We start from the raw sequence: 12893 nt of genomic DNA on the forward strand, positions 1-12893 counted from the left end.
CCGTGTCGACGGCCGGCGGCGTCCGATCGACGTCGCCGCGACACGCCGCCGTTTCGGACGCCCCGGCGTCATCCAGGTGGCGCCCGATGCGACCGAAGTCGCGCTGCCTTCGATTCGTCGCCGTGGTCGCGACCACCGCGCCGGATCGAAGGGCGAAAACCCGTCAGTCGCCGAGGGCCGAGTCCAGATCCTCGATCAGGTCCGCCGGGTCCTCCAGGCCGATCGACAGACGCACCACTTCAGGTCCGGCTCCCGCCGCGGTCTTCTGCGCATCCGTGAGCTGGCGGTGCGTCGTCGAGGCCGGGTGGATGATCAGCGAGCGGGTGTCGCCGATATTGGCGAGGTGCGAGAACAGCTGCAGGTTCGATACGAGCTTCACGCCCGCCTCGTAGCCGCCCTTGAGACCGAAGGTGAAGACCGCCCCGGCGCCGTTCGGCGTGTAGCGCTTGGCCAGCGCGTGGTACCGGTCGGTCTCGAGCCCCGGATAGCTCACCCAAGAGACCGCCGGATGCGCCGACAAATGCTTGGCCACCGTCAGCGCGTTGTCGGAATGGCGCTGCATGCGCAGTGGCAGGGTCTCGATCCCGTTGAGGATCAGGAAGGCGTTGAACGGCGAGAGCGCCGGGCCGAGATCGCGTAGGCCGAGCACCCGGCACGCGATGGCGAATCCGAAATTGCCGAAGGTCTCGGCCAACACCATGCCGGAATATTCCGGCCGCGGCTGGCTCATCATCGGGTAGCGGGCGTCGCCGGCCCACTGGAACGAGCCGCCGTCGACGATCAGGCCACCGATGGAGTTGCCGTGCCCGCCGAGGAACTTCGTCGCCGAGTGCACGACGATGTCGGCGCCGTACTCGAAGGGCCGGATCAGGTACGGCGTCGCCATCGTGTTGTCGACGACGAGCGGTATGTTGTGCTTCTTGGCGACCTGCGCCAGCGCCGCGATGTCGGTGATGACGCCGCCGGGATTGGCGATCGATTCGCAGAAGATGGCCTTGGTACGCGGCGTAATCGCCGCCTCGAAGGACGCCGGATCGTCGTTGTCGGCCCAGGCCACCGACCAGCCGAAATTCTTGTACGAGTGATTGAACTGGTTGATCGAGCCGCCGTAGAGCTTGTTCGAGGCCACGAACTCGTCGCCCGGCTGCATCAGGGCGTGCATGGTCAGGAATTCGGCCGCATGGCCGGAGGCGACCGCCAGGGCAGCCGTTCCGCCCTCGAGCGCCGCGATGCGCTCCTCCAGCACGGCGTTCGTCGGGTTGGTGATCCGCGTGTAGATGTTGCCGAAGGCCTGCAGCCCGAACAGCGATGCGGCATGATCAACATCGTCGAACACGAAGCTGGTGGTCTGATAGATCGGCGTGGCCCGCGCGCCCGTGGCTGCATCGGGTGCGGCGCCCGCGTGGATCGCCAGCGTGTTGAAGCCGGGCAGGCGGTCTGTCATCGTGCGGTCTCCTGAGAGCACCCGAGCCTGTACGCCCGCCCGGGACTACGGCGCAAGGTTGCGCGCAGGCCGCAGCGAGGTCGTTCCCGATCATGTCACAATGGTCTGGAACACGGGCGTCTCCGCGCGAGACAGCCGCGCCATGCCCCCTCCCCTGTGCGGACCAGCGGATTCACAGCTCTGCTTTGGCAACGCGGCTTCAGGATCGGCCGCGGGTCCCCTCTCCACCAAAGTCGGGCTTGCCCGACTTGGGCTTCTCATTGGGGATCTCGGGCAGGCTTGAGATCCGTCGGGAGAGGGACAGGGTGAGGGATAGGTGGCATCCGCAGAAAGCCCGACAAGACCGCATATCGACCGCGTGCCTGATCCTGAGGCGTCTCGCCCCTCACCCCAACCCTCTCCCGCTCGGGAGAGGGGGCGCGTCGCGTTCTGCCGCCAGCGCCCGTGGCCGACCCGGATCTGTGACCATCGTAGCGCGTGCGGGAGAGGGTTGGGTTGAGGGACAAGACGATTTCGAGTCGACGGCGCCATGACCGCGCTTTCAGGTCACGTCTCGTCTGAAAGCCGCAAAACCCTCACCCGATCCCTATCCCGAACAGGAGAGAGGACCCGCGCCACGTTCGGCACGGGCTCGGCGATCAACCTCCTCCCGACCCGATCGGAAATGGTTCTAGGCCCCGGACATCTGATGGACGTCGACGTGAGGCTGCCCGGCATCGACCAGGGCGCGATCCACCGCTTCGATGGCGAGCAGGGTCCGGGTCAGGTCTTCCGCCATGGAAATCGGCGCCACGTCGAGGCCACCCAGCCGTCGGGCGATGGCGTTCCGCTGGCGCGCCAGGGCGGCGCGGGCTCGATTCAGTTCCTCGATCTCGTCGGCGGTCATCCGTGCTTCCTCTCCTCGGTAACCGGCGCTGCCGTCAGCTCCCCGGCGCCCAATCGATGTTCGGCCGCTGGGCCAAGATGCGCTCGAAGTAGTTGGCCACCGCCTGCGCCCCGTCCGTGTGCATCATCGCAACGGGATGCGCGAGATAGGCGCGCGCCAGATCGACGGGAATTCGGCCGCTCTGCAGCGCGCTCAGCACCTCGTCGATGAACGCATCGTTCGCCTCATTGAAGTCGTTCGACAGCTTCTTCCGGTCGTTGAGTGCCTTGATCGGCATGCGGCTTCCCTTTCGCTCGGCGCAGCAGTCACACCCGGTCGGGGGTTTGGCAGGAGGGTGAAGCGCGAAACGTGCCCGTGCCCATACGCCTCGGTAACCGTCCGCGCACGGCCCGTGGAGCGGTTTTCGGTTTTCAGACGTTGATACCTCATGTCGATCGCTACAGTTCGCTCCCATACGGTCGAGATCGTTCCGTGCGTGGACGATCCCCGATGTTTCCGATGGATCATTCGTGCCCGTGGAGGCACGGTGGTGGAGCACTCCCCTTATGCCTTCGTGACCCAGAACGGCGCGCGCATTTCCGGCGAGTGCTGGATCCGTGAACATTTCGATGAGGTGCGACCGGCCTAGGTCGACGCGGAAGACGGTTGCGCGCGGTTCCGGCAGCCGGCCGCTCAGACGGATGCGGTGTCCACCGGCGGCACGCCTTCCTGTGCGGCGGCCCCGACCGCTCGCGCGCGAGATTCAGGGGGTCCGGTTCACGATAGCGGCTGCCTAAGGTCGTTCAATAAAACCTTGATTGCGCCTCTTTTCGATAAGCCATTGGTTAAGCATCGTGCCGGCTGTCCGAAATTCTTTGTCGGAACTTTAAGCACCGCCCTCCAGTCTCGGTCCGCTTCTGTTTCGGACCAGGGTGCGGATGATGTTGGGCGGCGATGGAACGGTCCTGAACCACGATACCGCTGCGCAGATGGGCTCAGTGACGTCCATCGACGGGTCGAAGGTCCATCTTGAACTCTACGCCCAAGACGGGCGGCCCAAGGTGCGGGTCACGGTCGGGAATCTGGTTCGGATCCACGCTGGAACCGCCGTCCTCATCGGGATCATCACGACGTTGTCGTCGGACAGCGAACGCGGCCGGCTCCCGGGGGCCTATGCGAGCCTCGACCTGCTGGGCGAGTTCGTCGCGGTGAACGGCACGCATCGCTTCAATCGCGGTGTGACCTGCTATCCCGCAATCGGCGACACCGTCGATCTGCTGTCGCCTGAGGACCTGCGCGTGGTGCACCACGTGTCGGCAGCCAATACGGCAGCCGTCGGCGCACTCTATCAGGATCCCGACACACCGGCCTGCATCAAGATCGATGACCTGCTTTCCAAGCACTTCGCGGTGCTCGGAGCCACCGGGGTGGGTAAATCGAGCGGCGTCGCCGTCATCCTGGACGAGGTCATGCGCGCCAAGCCTGCGGTGCGGATCTTCCTGCTGGACGTGCACAACGAATATGCCGCCAGCTTCAGTGACCGCGCCAGCGTGATCAGTCCGCGCACGCTCAAGCTCCCGTTCTGGTTGTTCAACCTCGAGGAGATCGCCGACGTGATCTACGGTGGCCGCCCGGCCATCGATGAGGAGATCGAGATTCTGGCGGAACTGATCCCCCTCGCGAAGAGCAAGTACGCCCAATACAAGGAAACGAGCGACCGGCAGATCGTCAAGCGCAGCATCGGCAAAGTTTCCGGCTACACCGTCGACACGCCGGTTCCCTACATGTTGCAGGACCTGATCGGGCTCATCGACGAGCGGATGGGGCGCTTGGAGAACCGCGTCTCGCGGATGCACTATCACCGGTTGATTACCCGGATCGAGGCCATCCGGAACGATCCCCGCCACGGCTTCATGTTCGAGAACGCCAATGTCGGCGGCGACATGATGGGGGAGATTCTCGCGCATCTGTTCCGCCTCGACCCCGACGGGCGGCCGATGACGATCATGCAGCTCGCCGGCCTGCCCATGGAGGTCGTCGATGCCGTGGTGTGCGTTCTCTGCCGGCTCGCCTTCGAGTTCGGAATCTGGAGCGAGGGTGCGATCCCACTACTGTTCGTGTGCGAGGAGGCACACCGGTTCGCCTCGGCCGATCGCTCCGTGGGCTTCACGCCGACGCGCCGCGCCCTGTCGCGGATCGCCCGTGAAGGCCGGAAGCATGGCGTCCACCTCGGCCTGGTCACCCAACGGCCCGCCGAACTCGACGCGACGATCATGTCGCAATGCAGCACCCTGTTCGCCATGCGGATGACGAATGCCCGTGATCAGGCTTTCCTGGCCGCGGCGGTGTCGGACGCAGCCAATCTTCTGACTTTCGTACCGTCGCTGGGCACCGGCGAGGTCATTGCCTTCGGCGAAGGCGTTCCAATGCCGGCGCGGATGACGTTCCGGCCGCTTCCCGCGGGGCGGCAGCCGCGCAACGATGTGAGCGGCCGCTCATCCGAGGACGCGGCGACGGTCCCGGGGGCGGCCTTCGTCGGTGCCGTCGTGGAACGGTGGCGCGGCGCCACGATGAACAAGGTGGCCGGCCACGAAGCGGATCCGGGCGGCAGCGCACGTTTCGGCCGCGACACGGGCTTCGACAGTCCCCATGGCGCCGCACTCGACCAGGTGCATCGCCGCCTGCTGAAGAGGCCTCTCGACGCCGGGGATACGCCGGCGGACACGGGTGCCTACGCCGCCAAGCCACTCTGGCAGCAGGGCGGAGTATGAGCGAGGCCGCCCCTGCGGAGCGTCAGACGCTGCTCGAAGCCACCCTCCAGGCGCTTCCGGTCGGCGTTGTCGTCCATGACCGGGATGGCCTGTGTATCCTGGCCAACGCCGCCGCCCGCACCCTCGGGGAACAGGCCGTCGCCGCGTGTCACGCCGCGACGGCCGGCAGCCAGGATGCCGCGAGCGTCGAGATCATCGGCGATCGGGTGCTGGAGGTGCAGGCCCGGCCGGTCGTCGAGGGCCGGGCTTCCTACACGCTCACGACCCTCACCGACGTCACCTATCATCATACCCTTCAGCGGGAGCTGATCACCAAGGCCTTCATCGATGCCCTGACCGGTCTCCCCAACCGGACGATGTTCGAGCAGAGCATCGAGGATCTTCTGGCCGGATCCGGGCCGCTGGATCGCTTCGCCCTGGCGTTCATTGACCTCGATAATTTCAAGCACATCAACGACTATTACAGCCACGCCGCGGGCGACGCCCTGCTGCGCAAGGTGGCAGACCGCATCCGCAGCGCCCTGCGCCCAACCGACCTGTTGGCGCGCATCGGTGGCGACGAGTTCGTGCTCCTGCTGAATCCGGTGACCGATCGGGACGCCATGCTGGCGGCAGTACGCGGCATCGCGGAGCGCCTGAAACAACCTTTCTTCATCGATGACCACGAAATCTTCGCCTCCGCCTCCATCGGCCTGAGCCTGTTTCCGGATCACGGGAACACCTACGAGATCCTCGCGCGGCAGGCAGACAACGCCATGTACCGCGTGAAAGGCGGTGTGAAGGGCGGCGTCAGCCTCTTCGAGGATGCAATGAGCCACGCTGCCACGGCCCGGATGGCCGTGGAGCAGCGTCTTCGGCTGGCGATCCGGGACCGATGCTTCTGCTGCGCGTTCCAGCCGAAGGTCGACATGCGCTCCCATGCCGTGATGGGCGTCGAGGTGCTCCTGCGCTGGCGGGACGAACTGGGCGTGATCCAGGCGCCCGGAGACTTCATCGCCCTCGCCATCGAACTCGGGCTGATCAACGAGATCACCCTCCAAGTCCTGGCCGAGACCGTGCGGGCGATGCCCGACATCGACGAGGTGTTCGGCCCGGCCGTCACCGTCAGCATCAACATCGCCGCCAAGCAGGCAGGCGATGTTCCGTTCATGACGGCATTCTGCGAGGCGCTCGGCGAGACCGGCCTTGCCGGACGCTTCGTGCTCGAACTCACCGAGGAAGCCTTCTTCACCACAGGCCGTTTCCAGCGCGAGGTCCTGCCGCGCATCCGGGCCATCGGCGCGCGCGTCTCCATCGACGATTTCGGCGTGGGCTATTCCTCGCTGTCGGCGTTGGCGGAGATCACCGCGGACGAGCTGAAGATCGACCGCTCCTTCATCACCGACATCGACAAGCGGCCGCGCAGCCAGATCGTCCTGAGGGCGATCGAGTCCCTCGGTGCCGCGCTCGGGATGTCGGTGGTGGCCGAAGGGGTCGAGACCCACGAGGAAGTCGCCTATCTCCTCGGCGCGACACAGATCCGCTGCGCCCAGGGCTACTACTTCGCCCGCCCGCTCCTGATCGATCAGATCCGGCAGGCCGAGCCGCGTGCGGCCGGGTCACGCGGTCCCGTCGCCCGAAGCCGCGCCTCGGAACTCAGGGGCGCCAGCCGGCTGCGGCGGGCCTGACCGGCGCACCGGGTCGCGGACTGTCCAGAGTACTGATCCGATCCATCTTCGTCGCAATCAACATATCGAAGCGCCATCATGCCGCTGAAACCTGCAATCAGGCTTCAGCCAGCTCATCAATAAGGACTTAACTATTATTCATGACTCTTGATATTGACGACCATCGAATTAACCTGTTGCGACACGCTCAGGAGCCGCCGATGGTTTCGGCGGACAACGATACAGCGCATCGCGCGCGATTCATCCGACACTTCGCACATCGCGGCTCATCCCTGCGATTTCCGCTCGCGCATTCGTAATTATCAGGCAAGCCGAACGGAACACACGAACATATCACGTTCGATGCGTGGGGCTTCCGAAACGTCAAGAAGGGTGATTATCAGAGACGCGATGGCGGTCCTCGCATCTTTGTGCTTGCGGGCAGCACGATGGTCGAGGGAATCACGGAAGCCGACACGGTCCCGGGCCGCCTGGAGGCGACGCTCCGTCGGCGGGGTCTCAATGCGGACCAGTCCCCCGTCTACGACCCGAAGCATCGCGTCAGAGGATTTTCTCACCTACCTCGACCGCCAATACTCGCGCCTCCAGGATGCCCTGCGCGCGTCCTCGGCCGACGCGCACCCGCACTATCGCGGCCTGGATTTCAGTGGGCTCTTCGCGGACGAAGCCGGATCCGTCTTCTACGACCCGGCGCATTACACGGAATCCGGTCGCCAGATCATGGCTGAAGCCCTGGCGGGCGAAATCGTCGAGGCATTCGTGGCCAAGTCCCTGGCGGCGGCAGGGCTCAGGCCGCTCTTACGTATGCGCAAGATCCTCAGACCGCGACGGACATGACGCAGGGAGGCGAGGACACGCCATCAGTGCTTGCGACGGCACAAGGTCGCCGCCGCGTTCACAAGGAGACTGGTTGGGAAAACTGGAGCGGGCGAAGGGATTCGAACCCTCGACCCCAACCTTGGCAAGGTTGTGCTCTACCCCTGAGCTACACCCGCTCACTGTACCGCGCCGCCAGGACTTGCGTGCCGGCGGCCCCGGCGGCGCTCTCTAAACACCATTCCGCCGGGCGACGCAAGCGTCTCTTTCGCGGCTTTCGACGATTCACCAATTCGGGGCCGGGGGAAGGCCTTCGCAGATCTCGCGCAGGCGCGCCCGGGTCGCCCGGGTGGTGCCCTCGGGCAGCCCGTCCAGGGGAAAGAAACCGCAGGCGGCGATCTCACGATCGGGCGCCTTGGGGCCGAGCACCCGGAAGGATGGAACCACGAACAGTGCCACGTGGTCGCGCGGTGCCACGGCAGCGTTGCGGTACAGGCCGTGAAGACGGGGCGGCCCATCCGGAACGATCTCGGCTTCCTCACGAAATTCGCGCACCATCGCGTCAAGCGCAGTCTCTCCGCGCTCGACGCCGCCGCCGGGCAGATGCCAACCGCTGACATAGGTATGGCGCACCAGCGCCACGCGGCCCTGCCCATCGCGGGCGATGCCGCGCACCCCGAGGGTCATGCCCCGGGACGCGAGCGCCCCGAGGTGGAACAGGCGCCGCAGGAACGGCCGGTCGAGGAGCATGCGAATGTGCGGCTCAGACGACGTCGAGGGTGATCGCGCCGAGTCCGGCGATCGCTGCGACCATGCGCTGGCCGCGCTCGACCGGGCCCACCCCCGAGGGCGTCCCGGTGAAGATCAGGTCGCCCGGCTGGAGGACGAAATAGCCCGACAGGTAGGCGATCTGCTCGGCGACCGACCAGATCATGTCGGCGAGGTCGCCCGTCTGGCGCGTCGCACCATCAACCGAGAGCGTGATCGCGCCCTTCGCCGGATGGCCGATGACGGAGGCCGGATGCAGTGCGCCGATCGGCCCCGATCCGTCGGCCGCCTTGGCGGTGTCCCAGGGCCGCGACATCTTCTTGGCCTCGTCCTGAACGTCGCGCCGGGTCATGTCGAGGCCGATCGCGTAGCCGTAGACATGGTCCAGGGCGGTCTCGACCGGGATGTCGCTGCCGCCGCTGGCGAGGGCCGCCACCATCTCCACCTCGAAATGGTAGTTGCGCGTCTTCGGCGGGTAGGCGTGGGGCGTGGGCTCGGACCCGACGATCTGCAGGGCGTCGGCGGGCTTCATGAAGAAGAACGGCGGCTCGCGATCGGGATCGGCCCCCATCTCGCGGGCATGGGCCGCGTAGTTGCGTCCGACGCAGTAGACGCGGCGCACGGGGAACAGGTCACTGCTCCCGTTGATGGGAAGGGCGATGCGGGGCGGGTTCTGTATGACGGAGAGCATCTCTGCCTCTGCGGTGGAACGTCCGGATGGCCCGGCGCGACGACACCCGGGCCTTACATCACCGTTGTAAGGTCCGCGCCACCGCGCGCCATAGCGACGCTTGCTTCGCGCATGTTCCAGCCTACAGAATCCGCGTGATGACGCCGACCACCGACCTCGACACCCTGCTCACCGCCCTCCGCGACGGGCTCGGCGCGCGGCACGTGCTGACCGACGCCGATTCTCTCGCACCGTACCTGACAGAGAGCCGGCGTCTGTTTACCGGTTCGGCGCTGGCCGTGCTGCGGCCCGGGGACACTCAGGAGGTCGCCTTCGCGGTGCGCGCCTGCGCGCAGGCCGGTGTCGCGGTTGTGCCCCTCGGAGGCAATACCGGTCTCACCGGCGCCGGCGTGCCGCGCGGCGGGGTCGTCCTGTCCCTCGAGCGCATGAACCGTCTGCGCGGGGTCGATCCGGTCGACGCGACCATCACGGTCGAAGCCGGGATGATCCTGCAGGAGGTGCAGGACGCGGCCGAAGCTGCGGGCATGCTGTTCCCGCTGTCCTACGCGTCCCGCGGCTCGGCCCGGATCGGCGGCGGTGTCAGCACGAACGCGGGCGGGATCGCCGTCCTCGCCTACGGCAACGCCCGCGACCTCGTCCTGGGACTGGAAGTCGTCCTCGCCGACGGGCGCGTCTGGAACGGGCTGAAAGCGCTGCGCAAGGACAATGCCGGCTACGATCTGAAGCAGCTTTTCATCGGCTCGGAGGGCACGCTGGGCATCGTCACCGCGGCGGTGCTGAAGCTGTTCCCGAGGCCGCGATCGACCAGTGTCGCCTTCGTGGGACTCGGATCGGCCCGCGCCGCCCTGGGCCTGTTCGTGTTCCTGCGGACGCGGATGGATCGCGACCTGACGGCCTTCGAATACCTCCCGCCCTTCGCCCTGGAAATCGTGCTGCGTCATGTGCCGGGCGCAGTCCGGCCGCTCGCGGATGCGCATGGCGGTTACGTTTTGATCGAAGTCGCGTCGGCACGCCCCGATGCCGATACGCGGGCGGAGCTGGAATCCGCCCTCGGGCAAGCCCTGGCGGACGGGTTGATCGCCGATGCCGCGCTCGGAGCCAGCAGCGCCCAGAACGCGGCCCTCTGGCGCCTGCGCGAGGGCATCCCCGAGGCACAGACCCGCGAGGGAGCCTCGATCAAGCACGACGTATCGGTCCCGCTGTCGCGCCTGCCCGAGTTCCTCGAGCGGGCCGAAGCTGCCTGTGTAGCCGAGATGTCGGGCCTTCGGCCTTGCGGCTTCGGCCATTTCGGCGACGGCAACATCCACTTCAACCTGACTCAGCCGCCCGGCATGCCGGCGGCCGATTTCCTGTCCGAATGGGGCCGGTTCAACCGCATCGTTCACGATATCGTGCACGCGCTCGACGGCTCGATCGCAGCCGAGCACGGCGTCGGCCTGATCAAGCGCGACGAACTCGAGCGCTACGGCGATCCGGTCGGACTCGACCTGATGCGGAGCCTGAAGGCTGCCCTCGACCCGCGCGATCTGCTCAACCCCGGCAAGGTCGTCGTCCGGCGCGACATCGGGCACCCCGCCGCCTGACCAATTTTGTGCAGCGCGCCATAATTCGGCGCGGCAGCGGGTGCAGGAGAGCCACGCTGCGCAGTCATCCGCTGCGGCGGCCCGATGCGTTAAGCTGTCGCTAAGGCTTCGGACAGACCCTCAATGGTGACGGCGGCGACGGATCTGTCGGCGGAAGGCATGGCAATTGCTCCGACGACACCCTATCTCGCAGATGCGAGACAGAAGAGACGAACCGTCAACGACAGGCTGTTTCACATCCTTTTGGAGACCGACGGAATGCCTACCTCACAGGCCCGGGTGCAGACCACCGAGGCGAGCCGCTACCTTCAGCAGCTCTGCCGGCACTGGAGCCACAAGTTCAAGGTCGAGGCGACCCCCGAGCACGGCACCGTGCCGTTCGGTGAAGACCGTGTCTGCACCTTCGACGCCGAGCCGGACGCCCTGGTGATGCGCATCGACAGCTCCGACCCGGTGAACCTCACTCGGCTGGAAAACGTGGTTGCCGATCACCTCGCCCGCTTCGCCTTCCGCGAGAGCCTCGGCGATATCCGCTGGTCGCGCGCCGCCTGACGGTCCACGCATCTCGGCAGCCCTGACCCGTCCGGACCTGCGCCCGCGCGGCCTGCCCGACGTCCGGATCGGGTTGCTCCGATGGCGTGCGGCTTGCACGCTCCGGCACGCGGTCGAACCGGCCGTGACCGGGATTGAGCGATGAAGCGACGCACCCTGCTGACAGGCGCCGGTGCCCTGATGGCCGGGACGCTTGCCCGCCCGGCCCTGGTGCGGGCGGCCTCGGCGACGACGCTGCGGTTCGTACCGTATGCGGATCTCGCTCTGCTCGATCCGATCATCACCACGAACTACGTCACGCGGACCCACGCGCTGATGGTGTTCGACACGCTTTACAGCCTCGACGCGGCTTACAGAGCCCAGCCGCAGATGGTCGCCGGTCACGACGTGACGGCCGACGGGCTGACATGGCGCCTCACATTGCGGCAGGGGCTGCGCTTCCACGATGGGACGCCGGTGCTCGGCCGCGACGTGGTGGCGAGCCTGAAGCGTTGGTCGCAGCGCGACGCCTACGGGGGGGCGCTGTTCGCCGCCGTGGACGCGTTGTCCGCGCCGTCCGACACGGTGGTCGAGTTTCGGCTCAAGCGGCCCTTCCCGCTCCTTCCCGACGCCCTGGCGAAGCCGACCTCCTACCTCCCGGCGATCATGCCGGAGCGGCTCAGCACGACGGCCGCAACCCAGGCGGTGCCGGACATCGTCGGCAGCGGCCCATACCGCTTCGTCGCCGACGAGCGCGTGCCCGGCTCGCTCAACGTCTACCGGCGTTTCGACGGATATCGCCCCCGTACGGACGGCACACCGAGCTTCACCGCCGGCCCGCGGATCGCGCATTTCGACCGCGTGGAGTGGCGGACGATCCCCGACGGCGCAACGGCGGCCGGCGCCTTGCGCTCGGGCGAGATCGACTGGTGGGAGCAACCGCTGGTCGACCTCGTGCCGGACCTGATGCGCCAGCCCGACGTACGGGTGGAGCTGGTGGAAAGCGCCGGCCTGATCGGCCAGATCCGCCTGAACCACGCCCTGCCGCCGTTCGATAATCCCGCCATCAGCCATGCGCTGCTGTCGGCCATCGATCAGACCGAGATGATGGACGCGGTCGCCGGCAGCGATCCGGCGATCCGACGCGGCCCCGCGGGCATCTTCACCCCGGGCGGCCCGATGGCCTCCGCGGCCGGCCTGGAGGTGCTGACCGGCCCCCGCGACCTCGCCGCGGCCAAGCGCGCCCTGGCCGCCGCCGGCTACCGGGGCGAGCGCGTCGTATTGCTCTCCGGAACCGACGTGCCGCGGATCAACGCGATCTGCGAGGTCATGGCCGATGTCTGCCGAAAGCTTGGCATGAATCTCGACGTCGTCGCCACCGACTGGGGGACGGTGAACCAGCGGATCCTGAACCCGAAGCCCCTGGATCAGGGGGGCTGGTCGATGTTCGGCATCTTCTCGGGTGGCCTGGATCACCTGTCGCCGGCCTACCATCTGGTCGTCCGCGGGAACGGCCGTGCCGGCGTGCCGAGCTGGCTTACCGACGCCCCTCTGGAAGAGTTGCGCAGCGCATGGTTCGCCGCGCCGGACCTCGCCGCCCAGAAGGCCATCGCCGCGCAGATCCAGGCACGCGCGCTGGATGTCGGCGCCTATCTCCCCTGTGGCCAGTACTTCCAGCCCACGGCCTACAGGCGCGACCTCGAGGGGATGCTGACCGGGTTGCCGTTGTTCTGGAACCTGCGCCGATCGGCCTGACG

The 12893-nt window shown here is 67.0% G+C and carries 11 protein-coding genes and 1 tRNA gene; 6 read left to right on the forward strand and 6 right to left on the reverse strand.

What is annotated here, in order from left to right; all coding sequences use genetic code 11:
• Positions 1–163 precede the first annotated feature (163 nt).
• The 3 genes from AC1DXK_RS00535 to AC1DXK_RS00545 form a co-directional block, all read right to left on the reverse strand.
• Positions 164–1444: an O-acetylhomoserine aminocarboxypropyltransferase gene (locus AC1DXK_RS00535; RefSeq protein WP_457104381.1), complete on the reverse strand. Its 1281-nt coding sequence runs from the start codon at positions 1442–1444 to the stop codon at positions 164–166.
• A gap of 670 nt (positions 1445–2114) precedes the next feature.
• Positions 2115–2330, reverse strand: a complete 216-nt coding sequence (locus tag AC1DXK_RS00540) for a hypothetical protein (RefSeq protein ID WP_457104382.1) — start codon at positions 2328–2330, stop codon at positions 2115–2117.
• Between the two features lie 34 nt (positions 2331–2364).
• The gene (locus AC1DXK_RS00545; RefSeq protein ID WP_457104383.1) at positions 2365–2607 is read right to left on the reverse strand and encodes a hypothetical protein; all 243 of its coding nucleotides are present in this window, start codon (positions 2605–2607) and stop codon (positions 2365–2367) included.
• 643 nt (positions 2608–3250) lie between these two features.
• On the opposite strand from AC1DXK_RS00545, the gene AC1DXK_RS00550 reads away from it, so the two are divergent.
• The 3 genes from AC1DXK_RS00550 to AC1DXK_RS00560 all read left to right on the forward strand — a co-directional run bounded on the left by AC1DXK_RS00550 (position 3251) and on the right by AC1DXK_RS00560 (position 7584).
• Positions 3251–5080, forward strand: a complete 1830-nt coding sequence (locus AC1DXK_RS00550) for an ATP-binding protein (protein ID WP_457104419.1) — start codon at positions 3251–3253, stop codon at positions 5078–5080.
• Entirely contained in the window at positions 5077–6747 is a 1671-nt protein-coding gene (locus AC1DXK_RS00555; RefSeq protein ID WP_457104384.1) for a putative bifunctional diguanylate cyclase/phosphodiesterase, read from the forward strand. The genes AC1DXK_RS00550 and AC1DXK_RS00555 overlap by 4 nt, the downstream gene beginning before the upstream one ends.
• Positions 6748–7248: 501 nt before the next feature.
• Positions 7249–7584: a hypothetical protein gene (locus AC1DXK_RS00560; protein ID WP_457104385.1), complete on the forward strand. Its 336-nt coding sequence runs from the start codon at positions 7249–7251 to the stop codon at positions 7582–7584.
• 83 nt (positions 7585–7667) lie between these two features.
• Here AC1DXK_RS00560 and AC1DXK_RS00565 read toward each other — a convergent pair.
• The 3 genes from AC1DXK_RS00565 to AC1DXK_RS00575 form a co-directional block, all read right to left on the reverse strand.
• A tRNA-Gly gene (locus AC1DXK_RS00565) sits at positions 7668–7742 on the reverse strand.
• A 106-nt stretch (positions 7743–7848) separates the two neighbouring features.
• Positions 7849–8313 (reverse strand): NUDIX domain-containing protein, encoded by a 465-nt coding sequence (locus AC1DXK_RS00570; protein ID WP_457104386.1) that lies wholly within the window; start codon positions 8311–8313, stop codon positions 7849–7851.
• Positions 8314–8326: 13 nt separating this feature from the next.
• Positions 8327–9022 carry a fumarylacetoacetate hydrolase family protein gene (locus AC1DXK_RS00575; RefSeq protein ID WP_457104387.1) on the reverse strand — a complete coding sequence of 232 codons (696 nt, stop codon included), beginning with the start codon at positions 9020–9022 and terminating at the stop codon, positions 8327–8329.
• A 137-nt stretch (positions 9023–9159) separates the two neighbouring features.
• Between AC1DXK_RS00575 and AC1DXK_RS00580 the strand changes: the two genes are divergently transcribed.
• The 3 genes from AC1DXK_RS00580 (at position 9160) to AC1DXK_RS00590 (ending at position 12891) form a co-directional block, all read left to right on the forward strand.
• Positions 9160–10605 carry an FAD-binding oxidoreductase gene (locus AC1DXK_RS00580; protein ID WP_457104388.1) on the forward strand — a complete coding sequence of 482 codons (1446 nt, stop codon included), beginning with the start codon at positions 9160–9162 and terminating at the stop codon, positions 10603–10605.
• Between the two features lie 258 nt (positions 10606–10863).
• Entirely contained in the window at positions 10864–11157 is a 294-nt protein-coding gene (locus tag AC1DXK_RS00585) for a DUF2218 domain-containing protein (RefSeq protein WP_457104389.1), read from the forward strand.
• A 141-nt stretch (positions 11158–11298) separates the two neighbouring features.
• Positions 11299–12891, forward strand: a complete 1593-nt coding sequence (locus AC1DXK_RS00590; RefSeq protein ID WP_477296378.1) for an ABC transporter substrate-binding protein — start codon at positions 11299–11301, stop codon at positions 12889–12891.
• Positions 12892–12893: the final 2 nt, after the last annotated feature.

The organism is Methylobacterium sp. P3_A11, assembly GCF_056403155.1.